Below are 24,852 nucleotides of genomic sequence, written 5' to 3'. Positions count from 1 at the left end.
TCAGTACCGCTCGAGCTGCGGCGGGGTGGCCGGCGAGCCGGACTTGCCGAGCGTGCCGTCGTAGATCTTCTTCCAGGTGCCGTCGGTGAACGCCGCCTCGATCTGGTCGTTCACGTAGTCACGCAGCGCCTTGTCGTCCTTGGGCAGGCCGATGCCGTACTTCTCGGTGCTGAACGGCTGGCCGACGACCTTGAGCTCGTCCGGGTTCTGCGCGGCGTAGCCCTTGAGGATGGCGTCGTCGGTGGTGACCGCGTCGACCTTCTTGTCGAGCAGCTGCGAGACGCACTCGGAGTAGGTCTTGAACTCGACGATGTTCTCGCCCTCGGTCAGGCCCTCGTCGCGGATCTTCTGGATCGGCGTGGAGCCGGTGGCCGAGCAGACCTTCTTGCCCTTGAGCGTGTCCTTGCCGGTGATCGACGACTCGTCCTTGCGGACCAGCAGGTCCTGGCCGGCGACGAAGTACGGCCCGGCGAAGGAGACGTCGTTCTTGCGCTTGTCGGTGATCGAGTAGGTGCCGACGTAGTAGTCGATCTCGCCGCCCTTGATCGCGGTCTCCCGGTTGGCGGACGCGATCTCCTTGTACTCGATCTTCGCCGGGTCGACGCCGAGCGTGCTGGCGACGTACTGGGCGATCTCGATGTCGAAGCCGCAGCGCTTGCCCTGGGCGTCCTTGTAGCCGAGGTTCGGCTGGTCGAACTTGACGCCGATGACGACCTTGCCGGCCGACTTGATCTTCTCGAAGGCCGGGCTGCCGGCGACGTTGGCGTCCGTCTTGGGGGTGAAGGTGACGCCCGAGCTGCTGCAGTTGTCGCCCTGCGCACCACCGCTGGCGTTGCCGCCGCCGCTGGGAGCGGGGTTCCCCTCCTTGCCGCAGGCGGCCGCGGACAGGGCGAGCGAGGCCATCATGGCCACCGCCGCCACGCGCTTGTAACGCATACTCATCTCCTTCTTCGACGGAGTCGACGGGACGACTCCACTACGGACGCTCAGTGGGTGAGGATCTTGGAGAGGAAGTCCTTGGCCCGCTCGCTGCGCGGGTTCGCGAAGAACTCGGCCGGCGGCGCGTCCTCGACCAGCTTGCCGTCGGCCATGAAGATGACCCGGTTGGCCGCGTGCCGGGCGAAGCCCATCTCGTGGGTCACCACGACCATGGTCATGCCCTCGCTCGCCAGCGACGTCATCACGTCCAGCACCTCGCCGACCATCTCCGGGTCCAGCGCGCTCGTCGGCTCGTCGAACAGCATCGCCTTGGGCTGCATGGCCAGCGCGCGGGCGATCGCCGCCCGCTGCTGCTGACCGCCGGAGAGCTGCGCCGGGTACTTGTCCGCCTGGTTGGCGATGCCGACGCGGTCCAGCAGGGCCAGGCCGCGCTCACGGGCCGCGGCCGGCTTCTCCTTGCGGACCTTGACCGGCCCCAGCGTGACGTTCTCCAGGATGGTCTTGTGCGCGAAGAGGTTGAACGACTGGAACACCATGCCGACCTCGCTGCGCAGCTTGGCCAGGGGCTTGCCCTCGGCCGGCAGCGCCTGCCCGTCGAACGTGATGGTGCCGTTGTCGATCGGCTCCAGCCGGTTGATGGTGCGGCAGAGCGTCGACTTGCCGGAGCCGGACGGGCCGATGACCACGACCACCTCGCCCCGGCCGACGGACAGGGACACGTCGTCGAGCACGTGCAGCGGCCCGAACCACTTGTTCACCCCGTCGAGCACGATCAGCGGGTCGCCCGTCGTCACGTCGTCCACCGTCCCTGTCGTCCATGGCGGAATTCGGGGGTCGGTCGACCCCCGGTTGGGCAACTGTAGGCGGGGTGATGTGGCAGATCGCAACTCAGATGGTCACGGAGCGGTAACACCGGTCACCGGCGTACCGGCCCGTCCGAATTTCGTCACCCGCCGGTGGGGCCGGGTGGCGCCGCCGGGGCAGGCCGGAGATCATAAGGCGGTGACCGACGCGATCCGGCTGACCGACTACGCACGTGGTGGCGGTTGCGCCTGCAAGATCCCACCCGGCGAGCTGGAGGCGATGGTCGCCGGTCTCGGCGCCACCGGCGGCTCGGCCGACCTGCTGGTCGGCCTGGAGAACGGCGACGACGCCGCGGTGGTCCGGCTGGACGAGCGTACGGGCCTGGTGAGCACCGCCGACTTCTTCACCCCGGTGGTCGACGACGCCTACGACTGGGGGCGGATCGCCGCCGCCAACGCGCTCTCCGACGTGTACGCGATGGGCGGCACCCCGCTCGTCGCGCTCAACCTGCTCTGCTGGCCGCGCGGCGTGCTGCCGCCGGAGATGGCCCGCGAGGTGCTGCGCGGCGGTCTGGACGTGGCCCGGGAGGCGAACTGCCACCTGGCCGGCGGGCACAGCGTGGACGACGACGGCCCGAAGTACGGCCTGGCGGTCACCGGCGTGGTCCGGCCGGAGGAGCTGATCACGCTCGACGCCGGGCGGGCCGGGCTGCCGCTGTCGCTGACCAAGCCGCTCGGTGTGGGCGTGCTCAACACCCGGCACAAGCAGACCGGGCAGCGCTTCCCCGAGGCGGTCGAGTCGATGGCCCGGCTCAACCGGGACGCCGCCCGCGCGGCGATCGCCGCGGGCATCCGCTGCGGCACCGACGTGACCGGCTTCGGCCTGCTCGGGCACGCCTCGAAGCTGGCCCGCGCGAGCCGCCTGACGGTGGCGATCGACGCGGCGGCGGTGCCGTACCTGCCCGGTGCGCGGGAGGCGCTGCGCGACGGGTACGTCAGCGGCGGCACCCGGCGCAACCTGGAATGGGTCACCCCGTGGACCGACTTCGGCGGCGCGGACGAGGGGGAGCAGCTGCTGCTGGCCGACGCGCAGACCTCCGGTGGCCTGCTGGTCGCCGGTGAGGTGCCGGGCGGCACTGTGATCGGCGAGTTGCTGCCCGCGTCGGAGCACCTGATCCGGGTGCGCTGAGCCGCCGGATCCACGGCGCGGCTGGGCCGTCGCCGCGGCACCGTACCCGATAAACTGTCATCTTCCAGCTACTCCGGGCAACGTCGCCCGAGGGAATTTTGCCCGGAATGGTCACAGACCGGTAACTTGCGCCCGGCTGAGGTCAAATGCACCCCACCATCGACATTAAGGCCCGATCCGGAGGCCGGTGGAACGAGCGCAGCGAGGAGGCGGCATGACCGAGCTGTGGAACTGGAGAATCGACGGCGGCGAGCCGGTGGAGGTCTACCCGGCACTGGCCGAGGCGCTCGGCCGGGTGGTGATGCCCATGGCCGTCGCCGACCCGATGCGGCTCCCCGCGTACGCGGTGGTCTGCGACGTGTGGGAGGCGCCCGGGCTGTACGGCACCGTGGTCGACTGTTACGGGGTGCCCGAGAGCCTGTCCGAGCTGCCCGCGATCGCGGCGCTGGCCCGGCTGCTGGGCCGCAACTGCCTGATGCGCGACGACACGCTCGACGCCGGCCGGCACCTGCTGGTCGCGCCGGACGGCACCATCCGGCCGGTGCACTTCGACGTGGCCGACACCGACGACGGCGAGGTGCTCAGCCACCACCGGCTCTGCACTGTCGCCGACGCGCGCTGCCGGGGCTGGTCGCAGTGCCACCGCTCCCGCTGGGCCCCCGACACGGTCGCCCCGGCGCTCGCCGCCGCCTGAGCGCGGACGCCGGCCGGCACCCGTGAGCGGTGCTCGCCGCCGTGTCCCCTCCGGCGGCGAGCGGTGGCGGCCCCGGGCTCAGCCCCGGGCCGCCGGCTGCTGCCCCCGCACCACGAGCTGGTCGAGCAGCGTCGCGGTGGCGGCGGCCACGGCGTCCACAGCGGCGTCGAACGCGGCCGCGTTGTGCGCGGCCGGGGTACGGAATCCGGAGATCTTCCGGACGTACTGCAACGCGGCGGCGCGGATGTCCTCCTCGGTCACCACCGGGACGTACGGCTCACGCAGGGTCTTGATGCTCCGGCACACGGCTCCTCCTCGTTCGATCCGATCGGCTACACCCGGATACGCTGTCCGGGTCATGACTACCGCAGCCGCGGGCAGCCCGCGCACCTATCAGGTGCGTACGTACGGCTGCCAGATGAACGTGCACGACTCCGAGCGCATCTCCGGCCTCCTCGAGGACGCCGGATACGTGCGCGCCGCGGAGGCCGACGAGCAGCCCGACGTGGTGGTGTTCAACACCTGCGCGGTCCGGGAGAACGCCGACAACCGGCTCTACGGCAACCTGGGTCATCTGCGCCCCGTGAAGGCGAAGCACCCCGGGATGCAGATCGCCGTCGGCGGCTGCCTGGCCCAGAAGGACCGCGGCGACATCGTCCGCAAGGCGCCCTGGGTGGACGTCGTCTTCGGCACGCACAACATCGGCTCGCTGCCGGCGCTGCTGGACCGGGCGCGGCACAACGCCGCGGCCGAGGTCGAGATCCTGGAGTCGCTGGAGGTCTTCCCCTCCACGCTGCCGACCCGGCGCGAGTCGACGTACGCCGGGTGGGTCTCGATCTCCGTCGGCTGCAACAACACCTGCACGTTCTGCATCGTGCCCTCCCTGCGCGGCAAGGAGAAGGACCGCCGTCCCGGCGACATCCTCTCCGAGGTCCGCGCGCTGGTCGACTCCGGCGTGCTGGAGGTGACGCTGCTCGGGCAGAACGTCAACTCCTACGGCGTCGAGTTCGGCGACCGGTACGCGTTCGGCAAGCTGTTGCGCGCCTGCGGCGACATCGACGGGCTGGAGCGGGTGCGGTTCACCAGCCCGCACCCGAAGGACTTCACCGACGACGTGATCGCCGCGATGGCCGAGACGCCTAACGTCTGCCACTCGCTGCACATGCCGTTGCAGTCCGGCTCGGACGACGTGCTGCGGGCGATGCGCCGCTCGTACCGGTCGGAGCGCTACCTGGGGATCATCGAGAAGGTCCGGGCGGCGATGCCGGACGCGGCGATCACCACCGACATCATCGTCGGCTTCCCCGGCGAGACCGAGGCCGACTTTGCCCGCACGCTCGACGTGGTCCGGGAGGCCCGGTTCTCCTCGGCGTTCACGTTCCAGTACTCCAAGCGTCCCGGCACCCCGGCCGCGACGATGGACGGGCAGCTGCCCAAGCAGGTCGTGCAGGAGCGCTACGAGCGGCTGATCGCCTGCGTCGAGGAGATCACCTGGGCGGAGAACAAGAAGCTCGTCGGCGAGACAGTCGAGGTGCTCGTGGCCGTCGGCGAGGGCCGCAAGGACGAGCGCACCGGCCGGATGTCCGGCCGGGCCCGCGACGGCCGGCTGGTGCACTTCGCCACCGGTGACCTGGCCGGGCGGATCCGTCCCGGCGACATCGTGCACACCACTGTCACGTACGCCGCCCCGCACCACCTCAACGCCGACGGCGCGCCGCTGGCGCACCGGCGTACCCGGGCCGGGGACGCGGCCGAGGCGGGACAGGTTCCGCGTACCCCCGGGGTGCTGCTCGGCCTGCCGACGATCGGCGCCCCGGCCGCCCCACCCGCCCCGGTAGGCGGCTGCGCCGCCCCCTGACCGCATGTAAGGAAGGGCCCCCTTTTAACACTCGGTGTTAATAGGGGGCCCTTCCTCTACCGGAGGCGTTAAGAAGGGGCCCTTCCTTCGTCAGCAGGCGGTGCCGTTGAGCTTCACGCCGCCCGGCGTCGCGGCGGTGCCGTTGGCGGTGAAGCCGACGGTGACCGACGCGCCCGCCGCCAGCGACGACGCCCAGGCCGGCGCGGCAGCCGTCACAGTGGTGCCGGACTGCGTGACAGTGGCGTTCCAGCCGCTCGCCAGCGTCACGCCGGACGGCCAGGTCCAGGTGGCCGACCATGGGTTCACCGCGGCGGTGCCGGTGTTCTTGACCGTCAGCTCCCCCTGGAAGCCACCCGACCAGGAGTTGATCTGCTTGTAGGTGGCGGTGCAGCCACCGGTCACCGGAGGCGGCGGGGTGGTCGGCGCCGGTGAGGTGTTCGGCGTGCCGGTGGGGGACGGGCTGGTGGTGCCGCCGCCGCCGGTCGGCGGGATCAGGTACGGCGTGAGGATGTCCTGCTTAGGCTGGTTGATCGTGGTCCAGTCGTCGTTGGCGATGCCGCCCGTGTCACCGGAGTTCGGGTTCCACGACCAGTACGTGAACGACATGCCGTTCACGCCGGTGCCGGTGTACGCCATCAGGTTCTGGAGCCAGATCTTGTCCTTGGGGTCCTGGAGCGTGGTGCCGAACTCGCCCATCATGATCGGCGCGATGTTCTGCTTGTAGAGGTAGCCCCAGTACTTGTCCCAGATGGCCGGCATGTTCGCCGGGTACGACGGGTCGTCGAACCAGGCCTGGCGGTACACCGAGGTGGCGTACTCGTGCGGCGAGTAGACCAGCCGGTTCGCCACGCTCAGCCGGACCGGGAACTGCCCGGCCTTGGACAGGTTGCCGCCCCACCAGCCGCAGTCCTCGTCGTTGCTGGGGTCGTTGTCCCAGACGTTCGACAGGCCGCCGCTCGGGCAGCTCACCCCCTCCACGAAGATCAGCCAGTTCGGCTGCACGCCGAGGATCGCGTTGCCGGCCCGCTCGGCGGCCAGCCGCCAGTCCCGGGCGGTGTCGCCGCAGCCCCAGCAGGCGCCGGTGGCGGCCGGGTTGGTGCCCTCGGCGTGCGGCTCGTTGTGCAGGTCCGCGCCGATCACAGTGGTGTTGCCGGCGTACCGCTGGGCCAGCATCTTCCAGTCGTTGATCCAGGTCGCCTCGGAGACCGTCGAGGTGTACCAGAGCGGCGACTGCCCGGCCGACGTGGGCCGGTGCCGGTCCAGGATGACCCGCATCCCCTTGCTGCCCGCGTAGTCGATGACCTTGTCGAGGATCTGCAGCGGGGAGAGCCCGATCAGGTCCGGGTTGACGAAGTCGTTGATGCCGGTGGCTGTCGCGCCGGCCTTGAGCGCGTCGTTCGAGTACGGGATCCGCAGCGTGTTGTAGCCCAGCCGGGCCATGGTGTCGAGCTGCGAGCGCCACGGGTTGCTCGACCACAGGCCGTGGAACGTCTTGTTGTCGGTCTCCATCCCGAACCAGTTGATGCCGGTCAGCCGGACCGTCGCGCCCGTACTGTCGACGATCTTGTTGCCGCTGGTGTGCAGGTAACCGGTGCCGGTGCCGCCGGCCGCCGCGGCGGCCGGTGCGGTGGAGACGGCGGCGGCGACGAGAACGCCGGCTGCCGCGGTGGCGAGCGCCGTCAGGGCGCCGCCGAGGGCGGTGCGTCGGTGCATGGAAGCTCCACTTCGGATGCCCGCGCCGCGCAGGCGCCGCGGGCGGCAGGACCAGGAGGCACGTCCCGCTCGTCATCGAGTACGCGCGCAGCGCGCGCCGGGCCGTGTCGTGTGGACGGCCACCCGCGAGATGTCGCACCGGCGATCGTCGACGGCGCAGATCAGCCGTCGGTGCCCTCGTGCCGGTGCCGGAACCTGGCTCCGCCGCTCATTCTGATCAGCCTGCCTCGATGCGTCAACCCGGCCCGGACGCAGGTGAGCCCCCGGCCGACCCGGCCGGGGGCTCACCCGATGTGTCTGTCCGCCGGCCTGCCCGGCCGGGGTGCTCGCGTCAGCCGGCCTGCTCGGCGAGCTGGAGGAACTGCCGCTTCGAGGCGAGCGCCTGCTCGGCCTCCTTGATCCGGCGGGCGTCACCGGCGGCCTGGGCCCGGGCCAGCCGGTCCTCGGCCTCGGCGACCTGGGCGCGCATCTGCGCCAGCAGCGGGTTGTCCTCCTTGGAGGTACGCCGCCACGCCGAGTCCATCACGTCGCGGACCTTGTCGTCCACGGCCCGCAGCCGGCGCTCCAGCCCGGCGGCGGCTTCGCGCGGCACCCGGCCGGCCTCGTGCCACTGCGCCTGGATCTCCCGCAGCTTCGCCTGGGCGCCCTTGGGGTCGCCGTCGACGTCCAGCGCCTCGGCCTCGGCCAGCAGCGCCTGCTTACGCTCCAGGTTGGCGCGCTGCTCGTTGTCGCGGGCGGAGAAGACCTCGCTGCGGCGGGTGAAGAACTCGTCCTGCGCGGCGCGGAACCGTTCCCAGAGCTTCTGCTCGGCCTCCTTGGCGGCGCGCGGCGCGGCCTTCCACTGGGCCATCAGGTCCTTGAGCTGACCGGCGGTGACGCCCCAGTCGCTGGAGTCCTTGAGCTTCTCCGCCTCGGCGACCAGCTCCTCCTTGACCGTCTGCGCCTGCTTGCGCTGCTGGTCGAGGGAGGCGAAGTGGGCGCCCCGGCGGCGGGTGAAGCCGTCCCGTGCGGCGGCGAACCGCTTCCACAGCTCACCGTCGGCTTTCTTGTCGACGCCGCGGATGGTCTTCCACTCGTCGAGGATCTCCTTGAGCCGGTCACCGGCGGTCTTCCAGCCGGTCGACTCGGCGGCCAGCTTCTCGGCCTCCTCGACCAGGGCGGTCTTGCGCGCCAGCGCCTCGCCCCGGGCGGCCTCGCGGGCGGCCTTGGCCTCGCCGGCCTTCTCCTCGGCGACGGTGGCCAGCTTGTCCAGGCGGGCGGCAAGGGCGTCGATGTCACCGACGACGTGCGCCTCGGCCAGCGACCCACGGATGCGGCGGATCGTGGTCAGGGAGTGGCCGGCATCAGCCGCGCCCGAGTTGAGCCGCGCCTCGGTCAGATCGACCTCGGTCACCAGGTCGGCGTAGCGCCGGGCGAAGTGGGCGAGCCCTTCCTCCGGTGCCCCTGCCTGCCAGGATCCGACCACCCGCTCGCCCTCGGCGGTCTTGACGTAGACGGTGCCGTCCTCGTCGACCCGTCCGAAGGCAGTCCAGTCGCTCATGTGCCCATCCTCGTTCTCCCGGCGTCGAGGGGACAGCCCCCTCGTTCGCCGCCACGGCGCAGCAAACTTTCTCCCGGCATTGTCACAGGTCCGCCCCCGTCCGTGTCGAGCGCCTGTCGCCGACCGTGACCATACGGTGTTGTACGCCCCCGATGACCGGATCGGCGCGGGGACGCACCGGGGGATCCCGATAGGTTTGGGGGCGTGTCCCTGGTCGCCGCCGCCGTGTGCCCCCACCCACCGTTGATCGTGCCCGAGCTGGCCGGCGCCGCCGCGCCCGAGCTGGACGACCTGCGCGCCGCCGCCGACGCCGCTGTGGCCCGGCTGCTCGCCGCCGGCCCCGAGGCGATCCTGCTCGTCGGCGGCGGGCCGGAGACCGTCCGGTTCAACTCCGCCGACTGGGGCTCCCTGCGCGGCTTCGGGCTCGACCGGCCGGTGCGGCTGTGGAAGATCTCCTGCTCCGGCGGGGAGCGCCTGCCGCTGAGCCTGACCGTCGGCGCCTGGCTGCTCAACCGCTCCGGCACCGAGCTGCCCCGCCTGGCCCGGTCGGTGGCGCACGACGCCACACCGGCCGAGTGCGCGGAGTTCGGCGCGAGCCTGATCGACGACGACGATCCGCGGGTCGCGCTGCTCGTGCTCGGCGACGGGTCCGCCTGCCGGGGCGTCAAGGCGCCGGGGTACGACGATCCGCGCGCCGAGGCGTACGACGAGGGGGTCGCCGCGGCCCTGGCCGGCGCGGACGCCGATGCGTTGCTCGGCCTGGACCCGGGGCTGTCGGCGGAGCTGAGGGTCGCCGGGCGGGCGCCGTGGCAGGTGCTGGCCGGCGCGGCCCGGGCGGCGGGCGGCGACTGGCGCGGCGAGCTGAGCTACCACCGCGCCCCCTACGGCGTCGCCTACTTCGTGGCGAACTGGGAGCGGTCGTGACGGTCGTGGCGGTGGTCGGGCCGACCGCGGCCGGGAAGTCGGCGCTGAGCATCGCACTGGCGCACGCGCTCGACGGCGAGGTGGTGAACGCCGACTCGATGCAGCTCTACCGGGGCATGGACATCGGCACCGCGAAGCTGACGCCGGCCGAGCGGGAGGGCGTGCCGCACCACCTGCTGGACATCTGGCCGGTGACCGAGCCGGCCAGCGTCGCGGAATACCAGGCGCTGGCCCGCGCGGCCGTCGACGACATTCTGGCCCGGGGACGGGTGCCGCTGCTCGTCGGCGGCTCCGGGCTGTACGTGCGGGCGGTGCTGGAGAAGTTCGAGTTCCCCGGCACCGACCCGGCGCTGCGGGAGCGGCTGGAGGCGGAACTCGCCGCGGTGGGCCCCCTGCCGCTGCACGCGCGGCTGACCGAGGCCGACCCGGGCGCGGCGGCGAGCATCCTGCCCACCAACGGGCGGCGGATCGTCCGGGCGCTGGAGGTGATCGAGCTGACCGGCGCGCCGTTCACCGCGTCGCTGCCGTCGCCCACGCCGTACTACCCGTCGGTGCAGCTCGGCGTGGACCTGGACACCGCTGCGCTGGACGAGCGGATCGCGCTGCGGGTGGACCGGATGTGGGCCGACGGCCTGGTCGACGAGGTGCGGGCGCTGGTCGGCGAAGGGCTGCCCGAGGGGCGGACGGCGAGCCGGGCGCTCGGCTACCAGCAGGTGCTGCGGTTCCTGGCCGGGGAGCTGACCGAGGCGCAGGCGCACGAGGAGACGATCCGCGCGACCCGCCGGTTCGTCCGGAGGCAGCGCTCCTGGTTCCGGCGTGACCCGCGCGTGCACTGGCTGGACTCGGCGTCGCCCGCGTTTCTCGACACTGCCCTGCGGGTGGTCGCCGAGCATCGGCCATGATGGGGGCGTGGAGTTCACCAAGGGTCACGGCACCGGCAACGACTTCGTCATCCTGCCCGACCCGGACGGCACCCTCGACCTGACACCCGGCCTGGTCGCCGCGCTCTGCGACAGGCGGCGCGGGCTCGGCGGCGACGGCGTGCTGCGTGTCGTACGCGCCGCCAAGCACCCCGAGGGCGTCGCGCTCGCCGGTGAGGCCGAGTGGTTCATGGACTACTGGAACTCCGACGGCTCGTTCGCCGAGATGTGCGGCAACGGGGCCCGCGTGTTCGTCCGCTACCTGCTGGACCGTTCGCTCACAGCCCCGTCGGGCGGGACGCTGCCGATCGCGACCCGCGCCGGCCTGGTGCGGGCCCGCGTCGAGGGCGAGGACGTGGCGGTCGAGATGCGCCGCCCCCGGCTGTACGACACGGCCACCGCCACGCTCGGCGGGCTGACGCTGCCCGGCACCGCCGTGGACGTCGGCAACCCGCACCTGGTGTGCGCGCTGCCCGCCGCGCTGGAGCTGACGGCCCTCGACCTGACCCGCGCGCCCGAGGTGGACGCCTCGACGTTCCCGTCCGGGGTGAACGTCGAGTTCACCACGCCGGGCGAGCCGGTCGACGGCACCGACGGGCACGTGCTGATGCGGGTGTACGAGCGCGGCTCGGCCGAGACGCTGTCCTGCGGCACCGGCGCGTGCGCGGTGGCGGCGGTGGCGTTGCGCGACGCCGGCCTGGACACCGGCACGATGACTGTGGACGTGCCAGGCGGGCGTCTGACGGTCACCGTGACAGCCGATTCCTGCTGGCTCTCCGGCCCCGCCGTCCTGGTGGCGACAGGCACCCTGACCCCCGCCGCCCTGCACCCGTAGCCCGCGCCCTGCCCCGGCCCGCCCCGCCCCGGCCCGGCCCGGCCCCGCCCGGTGCCGCCCGCCCTCCCGCCCCCGTGATCAAGGAGTTTGTGGCGGATTCCCGGTGCTTCGGTGACGCGAACTCCTTGGTCAACACGCGCATGGTGAGTGGTGTCGGCGGCCCTGGCAGCCGTGGCCCCCGCTTCCGCCGGCGCACGGCCGCCCAGCGTGATCAACACCAGCTCGGCGAAGTGGTCATATCGCGGAGCCTCTGATGCCGCCACTTCGGGGAACTGGTGTTGATCAAGGGTGATGATGCCGCCACTTCGGGGCTGTTGGGGATCTTGGAAGATTCGGGCCCCTATGAGGGCCATTTCCTTCCAAGATCTCGCGTGGACGCGCCGGGGACACCTGACGATGCGGGTGCTGAGAACCCGTGCGCTTGCCCGGTACACGCGCGCTTGAGGTGTGTCTCGGGCGGGCGCCGCACGAAGGCGCTGCCCCGCGAACAGGTCCCCCTGGCAAGACGAGGAGGTGCCGACCCGCGAGGGCGCTGCCCCGCGAGAGGGTGCCGCGAGCGGAAGGAACGCGTCAGGGGGTGGCGCTGGCGTTGGCGGCGATCTCGGGGAGGTCGGCCGGGCCCGGGTCGGCTGCCGGGGCCGGCGTCGCGGCCGGGTTCTGCGCGGCGGCCCGTACCGCGGCGGCCACGGCCGGGGCGACCCGGGAGTCGAAGACGCTCGGCACGATCACCGTCGGGTTGATCTTGTCTTCGCCGACCACGTCCGCGATGGCCCGCGCAGCGGCGAGCGCCATCTCCTCGGTGAACTCCTCGGCGTGCGCGTCGAGCATGCCGCGGAACACGCCGGGGAAGGCGAGCACGTTGTTGATCTGGTTCGGCTGGTCCGAGCGGCCGGTGGCGACCACCGCGGCGTACTTGCGCGCCTCCCGCGGGTCCACCTCCGGGTCGGGGTTGGCGAGCGCGAAGACGATCGAGTCCTTCGCCATCGCGGCGACGTCCTCGCCGGTGAGCAGGTTCGGCGCGCTCACGCCGATGAACACGTCCGCGCCGCGTACCGCCCCGGCCAGGTCGCCGGAGTAGTTCTCCTTGTTGGTGTTCTCGGCCAGCCACTGCCAGGCCGGGTTGAGGTCCGGCAGTCCGCGGTGCAGGGCGCCCTGGCGGTCGTACGCGATGATGTCGCCCACGCCCTGGCGCAGCAGCAGCTTCATGATCGCGGTGCCGGCCGCGCCGGCGCCGGAGACCACGACCCGGACGTCCGCGAGCTGCTTGCCCACGACGCGCAACGCGTTCGTCAGCGCGGCCAGCACGCAGATCGCGGTGCCGTGCTGGTCGTCGTGGAAGACCGGGATGTCCAGCGCCTCGCGCAGCCGGGCCTCGATCTCGAAGCAGCGCGGCGCGGCGATGTCCTCCAGGTTGATGCCCCCGTACGCGGGCGCGATCGCCTTGACGATCGCCACGATCTCGTCGGTGTCCTGGGTGTCCAGCACGACCGGCCAGGCGTCCACCCCGCCGAAGCGCTTGAACAGCGCCGCCTTGCCCTCCATCACCGGCAGCGACGCGGCCGGCCCGAGGTTGCCCAGGCCGAGCACCGCGGTGCCGTCGCTGACCACGGCGACGGTGTTGCGCTTGATGGTGAGCCGGCGGGCGTCGGCCGGGTTCTCCGCGATGGCCATGCAGACCCGGGCCACACCCGGGGTGTACGCGCGGGACAGCTCGTCGCGGGTGCGCAGCGCGACCTTCGGGGTGACCTCGATCTTGCCGCCGAGGTGCAGCAGGAAGGTGCGGTCGGAGACCTTGCGGACGTCCACCCCGTCGAGCGCGGTGAGCGCGTCGACGACCTGGTCGGCGTGGCCGGCGTCGGCGGTGTCGCAGGTGAGGTCGACGATCACGTGCGCGGGGTCGGAGTCGACCACGTCCAGCGCGGTGACGATGGCCCCGGCCTCACCGGCGGCGGTGGTGAGCCGGCCGATGGAGGAGGCGTCGGCGGGTACCGCGATCCGGATGGTGATGGAGAATCCGGCACTCGGCAGTCGGGTGTTGGCCACGAGAAACTCCTCCGTCGGCGCTGAGCGGCTCGACTGGCATTTCTACTCGCCCGCCCAGGTCGCCCGGCATCCGCCCCCGCTACCCGTCGGTAGCGTCACGGGCATAACACAGGTGCGTCCGGCGTTGTCACATGTCAGGATTGCTGTCACGCGCCGAAAATTCTCGGCGTTGCCCAAAACGGACAGGAGACGCATTTGCGCGAGCAGGAGACCTTCCATCCCTACACCGACGACGAGTTCGACGCCACCACCGGCGAGTATGAGCTGTCGGAGCGGCAGGCGCTGCGGCGGGTCCCCGGCCTCTCCACCGAACTCACAGACATCAGCGAGGTCGAATACCGTCAGCTCCGGCTGGAGCGGGTCGTCCTCGTGGGGGTCTGGACCGAGGGCACCCAGTCCGACGCCGACAACAGCCTCACCGAGCTGGCGGCGCTGGCCGAGACGGCCGGTTCGCAGGTGCTCGAAGGGCTGATCCAGCGTCGTCACCGGCCCGACCCGGCCACGTACATCGGCCGGGGCAAGGTCGACGACCTGGGCGCGGTAGTGCTGTCCACCGGTGCCGACACGATCATCTGCGACGGTGAGCTGTCGCCGTCGCAGCTGCGCAACCTGGAGCAGCGCACCAAGGTCAAGGTGGTCGACCGCACCGCCCTGATCCTCGACATCTTCGCCCAGCACGCCAAGAGCAAGGAGGGCAAGGCGCAGGTCGAGCTGGCCCAGCTCGAATACCTGCTGCCGCGCCTGCGCGGCTGGGGCGAGACGCTGTCCCGGCAGACCGGTGGTAGCGGCCGCGGCGGTGGCGCCGGCGGCGGCGTGGGTCTGCGCGGTCCCGGTGAGACCAAGCTGGAGACCGACCGGCGGCGCATCCGCCACCGCATCGCGCGGCTGCGCCGCGAGATCAAGAGCATGGCGACGGTACGCCAGACCAAGCGCGCCCGGCGTACCCGTAACGCGGTTCCCGCGGTGGCCATCGCCGGCTACACGAACGCCGGCAAGTCCAGCCTGCTCAACCGCCTCACCGGTGCGGGCGTGCTGGTGGAGAACGCGCTGTTCGCCACGCTCGACCCGACCACCCGCCGGGCCACCACGTCCGACGGGCGGCTCTACACGCTGTCCGACACGGTCGGGTTCGTCCGGCACCTGCCGCACCAGATCGTCGAGGCGTTCCGCTCGACGCTGGAGGAGGTCGCCGACGCCGACCTGGTCGTGCACGTGGTCGACGGCACCCACCCGGACCCGGAGGAGCAGGTCCGGGCGGTACGCGAGGTGCTCGCCGAGGTGGGCGCGGACCGGCTGCCGGAACTCCTGGTGGTGAACAAGACCGACGCCACCGACGAGGAGACGATGCTGCGGCTCAAGCGGCTCTGGCCGGACGCGGTCTTCGTCTCCGCCCACAGCGGGCGCGGGATCGACGAGATGCGCGAGGCCGTCGAGCGGCGGCTGCCCCGGCCTGCGGTCGAGGTACGCGCGGTGCTCCCGTACGACCGGGGTGACCTGGTCTCCCGGGTGCACCGGCAGGGTGAGGTGCTCAGCACCGCGCACCTGCCCGAGGGCACGCTGGTGCACGTGCGGGTCAGCGAGGGTCTGGCCGCGGAACTCGCGCCGTACCGGGCGGGTGACCGGCTGACCAGCGACGAGCGGGTGGGCGCCGGGCGGTGAGCCGTCCGGCGTCACCCGCCGGAAACCCGCGCCGTGCGACACTGAGCGTCATGCGGCACGTTGTCTCCTCGGTCACGCTCGCGCTCGGCCTGGTCGGCGCGGTCGTGGCGCCGGCCGGGCCGGCCCCGGCGGCTCCCGCCGCGGCCCCCGTGCTGGCCGCGGCTCCCAAGAAGAAGTGCACTGTCGAGGACAATCGCCTCCGCGAGCTGTCCGGTCTGGTGGCCACCAGCAACGGGTACGTCGTGATCAACGACGGCTCGGACGACCCCAGCCGCAAGCGGGTCTTCTACCTGGACACCAAGTGCAAGGTCGACAAGGAGGTCCGTTACTCCGGTGACGGGCCGCTCGACACCGAGGACCTCGCGCTCAGCCCGGACCGCAAGACCCTCTGGATCGCCGACACCGGCGACAACGTGGAGAAGAAGACGCGCCGGGAGCGGGTCGCGGTCTGGACGATGCCGCTGAGCGGCTCGAAGCAGCCGGTGCTGCACCGGCTCAGCTACCCGGGCAAGGAGCCGCACGACGCGGAGGCCCTGCTCGTCGGCGACGACAACATGCCGCTGGTGATCACCAAGGATCTCTCCGGCAAGTCGGAGATCTTCACCCCGACGGTGAAGCTGAAGGCGAGCGGTGACACCGAGCCGATCCCGATGAAGAAGGTCGGCGAGGTCACGCTCCCGAAGACGAACACCGAGAACAAGTTCGGCTCGCCCGGGCGGGCGCTGGTCACCGGCGCCGCCCGCTCGCCCGACGGCAGCAAGGTCGTGCTGCGCACGTACGCCGACGCGTTCGAGTTCGACGTGGCCGGCGGCGACCTCGTCAAGGCGATCACCACCGGGAAGCCCCGAGTCACCCCGCTGGCCGACCCGTTCGGCGAGGCGATCTCCTACACGCCGGACGGCAAGACGTTCGTCACCGTCTCCGACGGCGGCACGCTCGACGAGTCGGATCCGATCGACATCCTCAGCTACACCCCGTCGACCACCGGCGCCGAGGCGCTGCCGAACGGCGGCAAGGCCGAGACCAAGGCGTCCGCCGAGAAGTCCTGGCTCGAAGGGCTCTCGCTCGACGAGATCACGTACCTGATCGCGGCCGTCGGGGTGCTCGGCGCGCTTCTGGTCGGCGCGGGCGTCTTCGGCATCCTGCGGGCGCGGCGCAAGCCGGCGCCCCGGGCGCCGGTCGACGAGCCCGAGCGCAGCGGCGAGTTCCCGGTGAACAACGGCTTCCCGTCGGGCGAACGGCCGGACGCCCCGCGCGGCGGTGTCTACGGCGGCGGTCAGGGCGGCGTCTACGGCGGCGCGGCCAACGGCGACCGCCCGGCGTCCGGCGGTGTCTACGGCGGTGGCCGGCAAGGCGGCGGCGTGTACGGTGGCGGCCCTCAGGACGGCGGTCGCGGCCAGGGCGGTGGCCGTCCTCCGGGCGCGGGCCGTCCGCAGGGCGGCGGCGTCTACGGCGGCGGCGGAGCCCCGGCCGGCGGCGGAGGGCGCGGAGGCGGCGTCTACGGCGGCGGAGGCCAGGGCGGACCGGGCGCAGGCCAGGGCGGTCCCGGTCGTGGCGGCCCGGGTGGCGGCGGCCAGGGCAGTCCGGGTCGTGGCGGCCCGGGTGGCGGCTACGGCGGCGGCCCGGGCGGGGCCGGATACCGCGGCCAGCCGAACGGCGGCGGGCCGCGCGCAGAGGGCGGCCGGGCCGAGCCGCCGCGCCGCGGACAGGAGCCGCGTGGCGGGCGTCGCGACGGTTACGACGACCAGGGCCGGTACGGCCCGGTGTCCGGCGGTGGCCGGGAGTACCGCGGCGATCGCTACTGAGACGACACGGAAAAGGGGTGACCGGCGACGGTCACCCCTTTTCGCTGCTGTCGGTCAGATGCGGCGCAGGACCGCCACCACGCGGCCCATGATGGTGGCGTCGTCACCGGGGATCGGGTCGAAGGCCGGGTTCTGCGGCATCAGCCAGACGTGCCCGTCCCGCCGCCGGTAGGTCTTCACCGTCGCCTCACCGTCGAGCATGGCGGCCACGATGTCGCCGACCTCGGCGTTCGGCTGCTGCCGGACGACCACCCAGTCGCCGTCGCAGATCGCCGCGTCGAGCATCGAGTCGCCCTTGACCTGGAGCATGAAGACCTCGCCCTCGCCGACCAGCTCGCGGGGGAGGGGGAAGATGTCCTCCACCGCCTGCTCGGCGAGGATCGGCCCACCGGCGGCGATGCGGCCCAGCATCGGCACGTACGCCGGGGCGGGCCGCTGCGCGCGGGCCGCCTCGTCGTCCGCCTCGCCCGGCGCGCGGACGTCGACGGCGCGCGGACGGTTCGGGTCGCGGCGCAGGAAGCCCTTCTTCTCCAGCTCCTTGAGCTGGTAGGCGACGCTGGACGGGGACACCAGCCCGACCGCCTCGCCGATCTCGCGCACGCTCGGCGGGTAGCCGTGGCGCTCGACCCAGTTGCGGATGAACTCCAGGATCCGCCGCTGCCGGGCGGTCAGGTCGACGGTCGCCGGGTCGGGGAAGCTGCTCACCACCGGGGTGACCGGACGCACCGCCGCGGGGGCGGTGCGGCTGCGGGCGGTGCGGGGGCGACGGGTCGCCGGAGGACCCGCCCCGTCGTTCGGCTGCGGGTTCTTCTGCCGGCTGGCCCGGTCCTCGGTCACGTCCGTCCCTCCCTGGTCGGCGCTGGGGTGCCTCGTCGGCTCGTGGTGCGTGTGGTCTGACCGTATAGGTGAGATCGGCCATTTTCAAACATCTGTACGACCTGCTGTCGGCGTGTCGCGCCGAATTCCTGGATTTCCGAACTGGTGTTCTGATAGAAGAGTACGCCGCTCGAACGGATGTTCTATCCCGGCTGCCCGTGACTAGCACGGGAGGCCGTCCGTTGGGCTCCTCGGTGGCGTCGTGCCGGGCGTGATCCTGATGACGCGCCGGACACGCCCGCCAACTTGACCTCGCTTGGGGTTCGGCATACGGTCGACCCCTAGATGTAGTAGTCACACGGGCGTAAGTTGCCTACAGGTTGGGTTCGACTACCGAACGCACTCCCGCACCGCGCACTCGGCGACGGTCATCGGACGATGGCCCCGCCGTGTCGACGCGTGCCCGGGAGCCGGTAGGTGTGCCCGCGATCGACGGAGGAGGTCGGGCGAATGCGGTGTCCGTACTGCCGGCACGCCGACTCCCGGGTGGTCGACTCGCGGGAGGCCGACGACGGCCAGCTCATCCGGCGGCGACGGTCGTGCCCGGAGTGCGGCAAGCGGTTCACCACCGTCGAGGAGGCGGTGCTCGCGGTGGTCAAGCGCAGCGGGGTGACCGAGCCGTTCAGCCGTACGAAGATCATCGGTGGGGTGCGCAAGGCGTGCCAGGGGCGCCCGGTCGACGACGACTCGATCGCGCTGCTGGCACAGAAGGTCGAGGAGACCGTGCGGGCCAAGGGGGCGGCCGAGATCCCCAGCCACGAGGTGGGCCTGGCCATCCTCGGCCCGTTGCGTGACCTCGACGAGGTGGCCTACATGCGGTTCGCCAGCGTCTACCGGTCCTTCGACTCGCTCGCCGACTTCGAGCGCGAGATCGAGACGCTGCGGGCCGCCGCGCGCGCCCGGGAGGGCGCCGGTGCCGGTGCGGCGGACGCCGCCGGCGCGATCAGCTGACATTCACGGGTTTCTGACAGGTACACGAGGCGCGGTGGGTGACCGTTGCCGACGAGGGGGGCGAGGGCGTGACGACCAGCAAGTCACGGAACAAGGCCGGGGCGGGGCTGAAGATCGAGCGCGTCTGGACGACCGAGGGGGTGCATCCCTACGACGAGGTCGCCTGGGAGCGCCGCGACGTCGTCATGACGAACTGGCGGGACGGCTCGATCAACTTCGAGCAGCGCGGGGTGGAGTTCCCCGAGTCCTGGTCGGTGAACGCGGCGAACATCGTGACCACCAAGTACTTCCGGGGCGCGGTGGGGACCCCGGAGCGGGAGTGGTCGCTGCGGCAGCTGATCGACCGGGTGGTCGAGACCTACCGCACCGCCGGTGAGGAGTACGGCTACTTCGCCACCCCGGCCGACGCCGAGGTGTTCGCGCACGAGCTGACCTGGATGCTGCTGCACCAGGTGTTCAGCTTCAACTCGCCGGTGTGGTTCAACGTCGGCACGCCGTCGCCGCAGCAGGTCAGCGCCTGCTTCATCCTCTCCGTCGACGACTCGATGGACTCGATCCTCGACTGGTACAAGGAGGAGGGGCGGATCTTCCAGGGCGGCTCCGGCGCCGGGGTCAACCTCTCCCGGATCCGTTCCTCGAAGGAGCTGCTCTCCTCCGGCGGCACCGCCTCCGGTCCGGTCAGCTTCATGCGCGGCGCGGACGCCTCCGCCGGCACCATCAAGTCCGGTGGCGCCACCCGGCGCGCGGCGAAGATGGTCATCCTCGACGTGGACCACCCGGACATCGAGGAGTTCGTGGCGACCAAGGCGCGCGAGGAGGACAAGATCCGCGCGCTGCGGGACGCCGGGTTCGACATGGACCTGGGCGGCGCCGACATCGTCAGCGTGCAGTACCAGAACGCCAACAACTCGGTCCGCGTCTCCGACGAGTTCATGACCGCGGTGGAGAACGGCGGCGGCTTCGACCTGCGCGGCCGGCTCGACGGGCAGACCATCGAGACGATCGACGCCAAGAAGCTGTTCCACACCATCTCCCAGGCGGCCTGGGAGTGCGCCGACCCGGGCCTGCAGTACGACGACACCATCAACGACTGGCACACCTGTCCGGAGACCGGGCGGATCACCGCGTCGAACCCGTGCTCGGAGTACCTGCACCTGGACAACTCCTCGTGCAACCTGGCCTCGCTGAACCTGATGAAGTTCCTCCGCGCCGACGGCGGCTTCGAGGTGGAGAAGTTCGTCAAGTCGGTCGAGTTCGTCATCACCGCGATGGACATCTCGATCTGCTTCGCCGACTTCCCGACCGAGAAGATCGGTGAGACCACCCGCGCCTACCGGCAGCTCGGCATCGGGTACGCCAACCTGGGCGCGCTGCTGATGGCCTCCGGCCTGCCGTACGACTCGGAGCAGGGCCGGGAGGTGTCCGCCGCGATCACCTCGCTGATGACCGGCACCGCCTACCGCCGTTCCGCCGAGCTGGCCGGCATCGTCGGCCCGTACGACGGCTACGCCCGCAACGCAGAGCCGCACAAGCGGGTCATGCGCAAGCACGCCGCCGCAAACGACGCGATCAAGCCGACCGGCACCGTGGCGACCGCCGTGCAGCGCGAGGCGACCAAGCAGTGGACGCTGGGCAACAAGCTCGGTGACAAGTTCGGCTGGCGCAACTCGCAGGCCAGCGTGCTCGCCCCGACCGGCACCATCGGCCTGATGATGGACTGCGACACCACCGGTGTCGAGCCGGACCTGGCACTGGTGAAGTTCAAGAAGCTGGTCGGCGGCGGCTCGATGCAGATCGTCAACCAGACCGTGCCGCGTGCCCTGCGCAGCCTCGGCTACCCCGAGGAGCAGGTCGAGGCGATCGTCGAGCACATCGCCGACCACGGCCACGTGGTGGACGCCCCGGGCCTCAAGCCGGAGCACTACCCGGTCTTCGACTGCGCGATGGGCGAGCGCTCGATCGCGCCGATGGGTCACGTGCGGATGATGGCGGCCGTCCAGCCGTTCATCTCCGGCGCCATCTCCAAGACGGTCAACATGCCGGAGCAGGCCACCGTCGAGGACGTCGAGAAGATCTACTTCGAGGGCTGGAAGCTCGGCCTCAAGGCGCTGGCGATCTACCGGGACAACTGCAAGGTCGGCCAGCCGCTGTCGGCCGCCAAGCCGAACAAGGCCACCGCCGAGACGCAGGCCCCGGCCGCCGAGGTCGAGAAGGTCGTGGAGAAGGTCGTCGAGTACCGCCCGGTGCGCAAGCGGCTGCCGAAGAAGCGCCCGTCGCAGACGGTCTCCTTCTCGGTCGGCGGCGCGGAGGGCTACCTCACCGCCTCGTCCTACCCGGACGACGGCCTCGGCGAGGTCTTCCTCAAGATGTCGAAGCAGGGCTCGACCCTGGCCGGTGTGATGGACGCCTTCTCGGTGGCCATCTCCATCGGTCTCCAGTACGGCGTCCCGCTGGAGACGTACGTCAGCAAGTTCACCAACATGCGCTTCGAGCCGGCCGGCATGACCGACGACCCGGACGTGCGGATGGCCGCCTCGGTGATGGACTACATCTTCCGTCGCCTGGCGCTGGACTTCCTGCCGTACGACCGCCGCGCCGAGCTGGGCATCTTCACCGCCAAGGAGCGCGCCGCCCAACTCCGGGCCGAGGCGGAGGCGGAGGCGAGCGGTGCGGACCTCACCGCGATGGCCGCCTCCGCCCCGGTCGAGGCGCCCGAGCCGAAGACCGGCCCGATCGCGCAGCCGGCGCAGGAGATGGCCGACGCCGCGGCGGTGAAGCCCGCGCCGTCGGTGGGTTCCAGCACCGAACTGCTGGAGGCCGTGATCGGCAAGGCCGCCGACGCGCCGCTCTGCTTCACCTGCGGCACGAAGATGCGGCCCGCCGGTAGCTGCTACGTCTGCGAGGGCTGCGGCTCCACCAGCGGCTGCAGCTGACGACCGGCCGAACACGCGAGCGCGGCAGGGACTTCCCTGCCGCGCTCGCGCGCGTCGTGACTCCCCACATCGGGGTTGGCGGCTTCTACTCGTCCTCAACGCGGCCACCGCGCGCTCCGGATGAGTCGGGCTCAGCGCAGGGTACGGAGGAACGCTTGCCACGGCTGACGCTCAAAGCGTAGAACCTGACCGCCTGCATCTTTGCTGTCGCGGACTTCTACCACCTGGTCGGCGTGTCTCGCTTCGACGCAGGCTCCGTTGCTGCCGCTCCGGCTGCTCTTGCGCCACTGCGAGTCCACGTCCGCCTCCTACTCCATGGGCAGCGCGCCTCGGATCGCTTCGATCATGGCCGCCGAGTCGGTGGGTGACAGGGCCGCGGCGCGCAGGCTGTTGAACACCACCGTACAGCGGCGCACATCCTCGCCCTCCGCATAGAGATCACCTGTCAGGCCCTCGATGTAGACCACGCTGGGGCCATCAGCGAAGTTGAGGATATGGAAGCTCGACAGCATGGAAGCGTAGGCACCTTCCCGGAACGGGATCACCTGGATCGTGACGTTCCATCGGCTGCTGGCGTGGAGTAGGGCGGTGAGCTGGTCGGCCATGACGTCTGCACCGCCGATTTGGCGGTGCAGGACTGCTTCGTCCAGTACAGCCACCAGGCGGAGCTTTCCCGACGAGATCAACTCTTGGCGGTGCGTCCGGACGGCGACTCGCCTCTCGACCGCCTCGGGTGACGGTTCGAAGGCGTCCTCCGCCATCATCGCCCGCGTGTACGCCGGTGTCTGGAGCAGACCCGGCACCACCAGCGTCTCGAAGTTCTGTACCTCGTCGGCTGCGGACTCCAAGCCGATGTACTGCCGATACGACGAGGGTAGATCCCCGTACTTCGCCCACCAACCGCGCTGCTTCCCAGTGCGCGCCATCGACAGCAGCGTGTCGCGCAGTTCGGCATCGGTGACGCCGTAGCGATCAAGCAGCGCGTTGAGCGCTGGGCCTTTGATGCCGACCCGGCCGGCCTCGATCCGCCGCAGGGTGCTCGCGGTCACCTCAATGGCCGCGGCTGCTTCCTCGGCGGTGACATCGGCCTGCTCCCGCACTTTGCGCAACTGCGCCCCGAGCTGGAAGCGAACGAAGGTCGGACTCTCCATGGCGGTGATTGTGCCGCCGACCGACGTGCCGTGGACATGCGACACGCCCGCGCGACATGCGCGCCCATCGTTGACTGAGTAAAAATGCGCGCGCAAAATTGTCGGCGCATGAGCGACGTGGAGGCGGCATGCGTGGTCGTGTCTCGTACGAGGAGTACGTGGTGGCGGTCGCGCTGACACTCGCCCGGCGGCACCGTCCGGTGTGGTCCTGGCGGCGGTGGCGGCGGATCTGCCGCTGCGGTGCGGAACTGCCGTGCCGCGCACGCCATCGCATCCCGATCCGTCGCGGCCACTGGCCGGGAGAGGAGCAGACGTGACGGAGTCGCAGGTCCGGCAGATCCTGTCGGTGCACGTACCCGGCCTCGACGGCTTCTGCACGGGGTGCCGGGCATGGTGGGCGCGCCTGTCTCCGTACCCCTGTCAGCAGGTCGAATGGGCGGCCCGCCGGCAGGCGCGGACCGCCACCCGGCGCTTCCTGGACGGCCTCCGGTGACCACCCACGGGCCGGTTCTTCCGGTGTGGAGCTGCGGTGGGTGTGGCGCTCCGTGGCCCTGCCCGACGCGGCGTCGTGAGCTGCGGGCCGAGTTCGCCGGAGCGCCGGTGTCGTTGGGCTTGTACATGGGGTCTTATCTGGTGTGGGCGGCGGAGGATCTGACCTGGGTGCCGGCCGGGGTGTTGCATCAGCGCTTCCTCGGGTGGGTGCGATGAGTGTCATTCGGCCGGGCGACGAACGGTTTCATTACTGCGACGGCTCGCACCGGTGGGTGCCGCTCGATCCTGACTTCGACCAGGAGGTCTGGGAGGCCATGGTGCGCGAGCACCAACAGCGGCACCTGGAGGAGATATCCCGGGGACTTCGTCCCCGTCGGCCGAAACGGCCGTAGTGCCCACTGTCACAGACCATCGTGTACGCGAGCTGGAATGCTCAGGGGATGAGCACGACCGACATCTATCGGGTCTTCGCCGAGCGTGAGACACGCGGCGTGTCCCCGGCGTACGAGCGGTTGTCGCAGGCGGTCGCCGGTGACCCCGAGCTGCTCGCCCTGCTCGACACGCTGCCGCCGGCCAAGCGTCAGCCGAACCTGCTGTTCGGGGTGGTGCGGCTGCGCGGCGGGCCGGTGGACGACCCGGCGGCGTTCCGCGCGTACGTGATCGCGCACTGGCCGGACGTCGCGGCGCAGATGCGGTTGCGGGCGACGCAGACGAACGAGGCGGGGCGCTGCGCGGTGCTGCTGCCGGTGCTCGCCGCGTTGCCGCAGCCGCTGGCGTTGCTGGAGGTCGGCGCGTCCGCCGGGCTGTGCCTCTACCCGGACCGGTACGCCTACCGCTACGGCGACCGGCAGGTCGGCGAGGGCGAGCCGGTGCTCGACTGTGACCTGACCGGCACCGATCCGCCGCGGCGGCGCCCGGAGGTGGTGTGGCGGGCCGGGCTGGACGTGAACCCGCTCGACGTCACCGACCCGGCCGACGTGGCCTGGCTGGACGCGCTGATCTGGCCGGAACACCGGCACCGCCGGGAACGGCTGCGCGCCGCGGCTGCCGTCGCGGCGGCCGATCCGCCCCTGCTGGTACGCGGTGACCTGGTCGACGACCTGCCGACGCTGGCAGCGCAGGCTCCGGCCGGGGCGACGCTCGTGGTGTTCCACAGTTCGGTGCTCTACCAGGTGCCGCCGCCCCGCCGGGACGCGTTCACCGCGCTGGTCCGGACGCTGCCCGGCCACTGGATCGCCAACGAGGACCCGTCAGTCCTGCCCCACGCCGACTTGCCGGAGCCGCCCGCCGAAGGCTTCCACAACGTCCTTGCCCTCGACGGCCGCCCGCTCGCCTGGACGACAGGCCACGGCCAGTCCCTCACCTGGTTCCGCTGACGCACCCGCCCCGCCCTTGTCTTCGGCGATCATGAAGTTGGCGGTGCGACACGCCGACGCGACGGCCGCCAACTTCATGATCGACCCTCCGGCAGCACTCAGCCGGCACCCGGCCTGTACCGCACGTGAGGGTGGGGCAGCGAAGAGTGGT

22 protein-coding genes are annotated in these 24,852 nt (G+C 71.5%); 13 read left to right on the top strand and 9 right to left on the bottom strand.

What is annotated here, in order from left to right; genetic code table 11:
• On the bottom strand, positions 1–936 hold the full coding sequence (locus BFV98_RS11690; RefSeq protein WP_013284736.1) for a glutamate ABC transporter substrate-binding protein: 936 nt from the start codon (positions 934–936) through the stop codon (positions 1–3).
• A gap of 50 nt (positions 937–986) precedes the next feature.
• Positions 987–1,742, bottom strand: coding sequence for an amino acid ABC transporter ATP-binding protein (locus BFV98_RS11685; RefSeq protein ID WP_030269781.1), 756 nt, complete (start codon positions 1,740–1,742; stop codon positions 987–989).
• Positions 1,743–1,941: 199 nt separating this feature from the next.
• On the opposite strand from BFV98_RS11685, the gene selD reads away from it, so the two are divergent.
• Both selD and BFV98_RS11675 read left to right on the top strand, forming a co-directional pair.
• Positions 1,942–2,931: a selenide, water dikinase SelD gene (gene selD, locus BFV98_RS11680; RefSeq protein ID WP_071096278.1), complete on the top strand. Its 990-nt coding sequence runs from the start codon at positions 1,942–1,944 to the stop codon at positions 2,929–2,931.
• A gap of 214 nt (positions 2,932–3,145) precedes the next feature.
• The gene (locus BFV98_RS11675; protein ID WP_013284739.1) at positions 3,146–3,625 is read left to right on the top strand and encodes a hypothetical protein; all 480 of its coding nucleotides are present in this window, start codon (positions 3,146–3,148) and stop codon (positions 3,623–3,625) included.
• Between the two features lie 78 nt (positions 3,626–3,703).
• On the opposite strand, the gene BFV98_RS11670 is transcribed toward BFV98_RS11675, so the two are convergent.
• Positions 3,704–3,931 carry a DUF2277 family protein gene (locus BFV98_RS11670; RefSeq protein WP_013284740.1) on the bottom strand — a complete coding sequence of 76 codons (228 nt, stop codon included), beginning with the start codon at positions 3,929–3,931 and terminating at the stop codon, positions 3,704–3,706.
• A gap of 52 nt (positions 3,932–3,983) precedes the next feature.
• On the opposite strand from BFV98_RS11670, the gene miaB reads away from it, so the two are divergent.
• A complete protein-coding gene (gene miaB / locus BFV98_RS11665; RefSeq protein ID WP_013284741.1) occupies positions 3,984–5,483 on the top strand; it encodes a tRNA (N6-isopentenyl adenosine(37)-C2)-methylthiotransferase MiaB in 1,500 nt (499 codons plus the stop codon).
• A gap of 90 nt (positions 5,484–5,573) precedes the next feature.
• Here miaB and BFV98_RS11660 read toward each other — a convergent pair whose 3' ends face one another.
• Complete coding sequence (locus BFV98_RS11660; RefSeq protein WP_071096276.1) at positions 5,574–7,196, bottom strand: cellulase family glycosylhydrolase; 1,623 nt, start codon at positions 7,194–7,196, stop codon at positions 5,574–5,576.
• Between the two features lie 331 nt (positions 7,197–7,527).
• Positions 7,528–8,736 (bottom strand): DUF349 domain-containing protein, encoded by a 1,209-nt coding sequence (locus BFV98_RS11655; RefSeq protein ID WP_013474481.1) that lies wholly within the window; start codon positions 8,734–8,736, stop codon positions 7,528–7,530.
• Positions 8,737–8,940: 204 nt separating this feature from the next.
• On the opposite strand from BFV98_RS11655, the gene BFV98_RS31890 reads away from it, so the two are divergent.
• Genes BFV98_RS31890 through dapF form a run of 3 tightly spaced genes read left to right on the top strand, consistent with a single transcriptional unit; the run spans position 8,941 to position 11,415 of the window.
• Positions 8,941–9,660, top strand: coding sequence for a hypothetical protein (locus BFV98_RS31890; protein ID WP_071096274.1), 720 nt, complete (start codon positions 8,941–8,943; stop codon positions 9,658–9,660).
• Complete coding sequence (gene miaA, locus BFV98_RS11645; RefSeq protein ID WP_083395262.1) at positions 9,543–10,562, top strand: tRNA (adenosine(37)-N6)-dimethylallyltransferase MiaA; 1,020 nt, start codon at positions 9,543–9,545, stop codon at positions 10,560–10,562. Before BFV98_RS31890 ends, miaA begins: the two co-directional genes overlap by 118 nt.
• 7 nt (positions 10,563–10,569) lie before the next feature.
• Positions 10,570–11,415, top strand: coding sequence for a diaminopimelate epimerase (gene dapF, locus BFV98_RS11640; RefSeq protein WP_013284746.1), 846 nt, complete (start codon positions 10,570–10,572; stop codon positions 11,413–11,415).
• 570 nt (positions 11,416–11,985) lie between these two features.
• Here the strand turns inward: dapF and BFV98_RS11635 are convergent.
• Positions 11,986–13,458, bottom strand: a complete 1,473-nt coding sequence (locus BFV98_RS11635; RefSeq protein ID WP_013284747.1) for an NAD-dependent malic enzyme — start codon at positions 13,456–13,458, stop codon at positions 11,986–11,988.
• A gap of 195 nt (positions 13,459–13,653) precedes the next feature.
• On the opposite strand from BFV98_RS11635, the gene hflX reads away from it, so the two are divergent.
• Positions 13,654–15,117: a GTPase HflX gene (gene hflX / locus BFV98_RS11630; protein WP_071096270.1), complete on the top strand. Its 1,464-nt coding sequence runs from the start codon at positions 13,654–13,656 to the stop codon at positions 15,115–15,117.
• A 50-nt stretch (positions 15,118–15,167) separates the two neighbouring features.
• Positions 15,168–16,922: a hypothetical protein gene (locus BFV98_RS11625; protein ID WP_030274591.1), complete on the top strand. Its 1,755-nt coding sequence runs from the start codon at positions 15,168–15,170 to the stop codon at positions 16,920–16,922.
• 54 nt (positions 16,923–16,976) lie between these two features.
• Here BFV98_RS11625 and lexA read toward each other — a convergent pair whose 3' ends face one another.
• Positions 16,977–17,759, bottom strand: coding sequence for a transcriptional repressor LexA (lexA, locus tag BFV98_RS11620; RefSeq protein WP_013284750.1), 783 nt, complete (start codon positions 17,757–17,759; stop codon positions 16,977–16,979).
• Positions 17,760–18,248: 489 nt separating this feature from the next.
• Here lexA and nrdR point away from each other — a divergent pair, with 489 nt between their 5' ends.
• The gene (gene nrdR, locus BFV98_RS11615; RefSeq protein WP_013284751.1) at positions 18,249–18,749 is read left to right on the top strand and encodes a transcriptional regulator NrdR; all 501 of its coding nucleotides are present in this window, start codon (positions 18,249–18,251) and stop codon (positions 18,747–18,749) included.
• Between the two features lie 38 nt (positions 18,750–18,787).
• Positions 18,788–21,682 carry a vitamin B12-dependent ribonucleotide reductase gene (locus BFV98_RS11610; RefSeq protein ID WP_013474489.1) on the top strand — a complete coding sequence of 965 codons (2,895 nt, stop codon included), beginning with the start codon at positions 18,788–18,790 and terminating at the stop codon, positions 21,680–21,682.
• A 131-nt stretch (positions 21,683–21,813) separates the two neighbouring features.
• Here the strand turns inward: BFV98_RS11610 and BFV98_RS31470 are convergent, their stop codons facing one another.
• On the bottom strand, positions 21,814–21,981 hold the full coding sequence (locus BFV98_RS31470) for a DUF397 domain-containing protein (protein WP_083395261.1): 168 nt from the start codon (positions 21,979–21,981) through the stop codon (positions 21,814–21,816).
• A gap of 9 nt (positions 21,982–21,990) precedes the next feature.
• Positions 21,991–22,833: a helix-turn-helix transcriptional regulator gene (locus BFV98_RS11605; RefSeq protein WP_071098840.1), complete on the bottom strand. Its 843-nt coding sequence runs from the start codon at positions 22,831–22,833 to the stop codon at positions 21,991–21,993.
• Between the two features lie 128 nt (positions 22,834–22,961).
• Between BFV98_RS11605 and BFV98_RS11600 the strand changes: the two genes are divergently transcribed.
• From BFV98_RS11600 to BFV98_RS11585, 3 genes are all read left to right on the top strand, one after another.
• Complete coding sequence (locus BFV98_RS11600; protein WP_071096268.1) at positions 22,962–23,150, top strand: hypothetical protein; 189 nt, start codon at positions 22,962–22,964, stop codon at positions 23,148–23,150.
• On the top strand, positions 23,147–23,326 hold the full coding sequence (locus BFV98_RS11595) for a hypothetical protein (RefSeq protein WP_013284757.1): 180 nt from the start codon (positions 23,147–23,149) through the stop codon (positions 23,324–23,326). Before BFV98_RS11600 ends, BFV98_RS11595 begins: the two co-directional genes overlap by 4 nt.
• A 439-nt stretch (positions 23,327–23,765) precedes the next feature.
• Positions 23,766–24,701, top strand: coding sequence for a DUF2332 domain-containing protein (locus BFV98_RS11585; protein WP_071096266.1), 936 nt, complete (start codon positions 23,766–23,768; stop codon positions 24,699–24,701).
• Positions 24,702–24,852 lie beyond the last annotated feature (151 nt).

Source organism: Micromonospora sp. WMMB235, assembly GCF_001855515.1.
In the GTDB taxonomy this organism is placed as follows: domain Bacteria; phylum Actinomycetota; class Actinomycetes; order Mycobacteriales; family Micromonosporaceae; genus Micromonospora; species Micromonospora aurantiaca.
This window is presented reverse-complemented; position numbering and strand designations above follow the sequence as displayed.